Annotated in this window: 1 protein-coding gene; it reads right to left on the bottom strand. The window is 32.6% G+C overall.

Annotation, left to right across the window (positions count from 1 at the left end; genetic code table 11):
• Positions 1–2 precede the first annotated feature (2 nt).
• Positions 3–458, bottom strand: coding sequence for a Spx/MgsR family RNA polymerase-binding regulatory protein (locus RG571_RS12010; protein ID WP_002289471.1), 456 nt, complete (start codon positions 456–458; stop codon positions 3–5).
• Positions 459–856 lie beyond the last annotated feature (398 nt).

Here is an 856-nt window from a genome sequence, read left to right as displayed (position 1 = left end):
TTTTATATATAATAATTTAAAAATTCATCATCTAAATCCGTAGAATTTTCTAGATTGCTTACCCATGTAAAATCGTTATAGACAGATTTCAGTTGACTTCTGCGCCATTGTACAGGGATAAAAAGACGCATGCTATCTTCATTGAATCCGACTAATAATTTCTTTCCGTCAGTAATGATGGGACGTTGTAACAAAGTAAAATGCGAGACGATCAGATCGACAAGCTCTGAGGTCGTACATTGGTCGATTTGATCTTTCAAATTTTTATAATCAATCGAGCGTTTAGCTAATAGATCGTCAAATCCGTTTTCTGTTAATGACAATAAATAAAATATCTCTTTCCTTGTTAAAGGCTGTTTAGGTGTGAAAATTCGTTCTCTGTAAGGCATTTGATGGTCTTTCAGCCAGTTTGCCATCAGATGGTAACTGTGTGTGCGAGAAGAATAGATCGTAAGCATAAAAAAACTCCTTAAATAGTCCATTAATTTGTTAGATCTGTTGAGATAAATAATAGGTAAGGAGCTGTGCATAAGCATTGATCAAAACAACCCAAACATCATTAGAAATAACTTTCTAAAGTCTTAAACTTGCGACGAGAAACAACTAGACTAATAGAAAAAATGTCTTAGCCATTTGGCTTCCTGTTTGTTTTTTTGCTTATGCTGCAGCTCCTCGGGAAAGGGTTCTAACAATTTGAAGAAGGTTGATGATTGATCTAGTTTAAATTGTGTGAAATTTGAAATCTGGTGTTTTTACTAGATGAATCACTTAACAACTATGATTATAACTTATAGAACTTCTGTTTTATATTCGGTTTTGTTATAGTTGTTATAAAGTTTTATTTTATTACAGAACA

This window comes from Enterococcus sp. FR204, from assembly GCF_031143325.1.
GTDB lineage: Bacteria > Bacillota > Bacilli > Lactobacillales > Enterococcaceae > Enterococcus_B > Enterococcus_B faecium.
This window is presented reverse-complemented; position numbering and strand designations above follow the sequence as displayed.

Excerpts from the sequence above, each read along its gene's own strand:
- RG571_RS12010 (WP_002289471.1), bottom strand. The coding sequence starts at position 458 with ATGCTTACGATCTATTCTTCTCGCACACACAGTTACCATCTGATGGCA.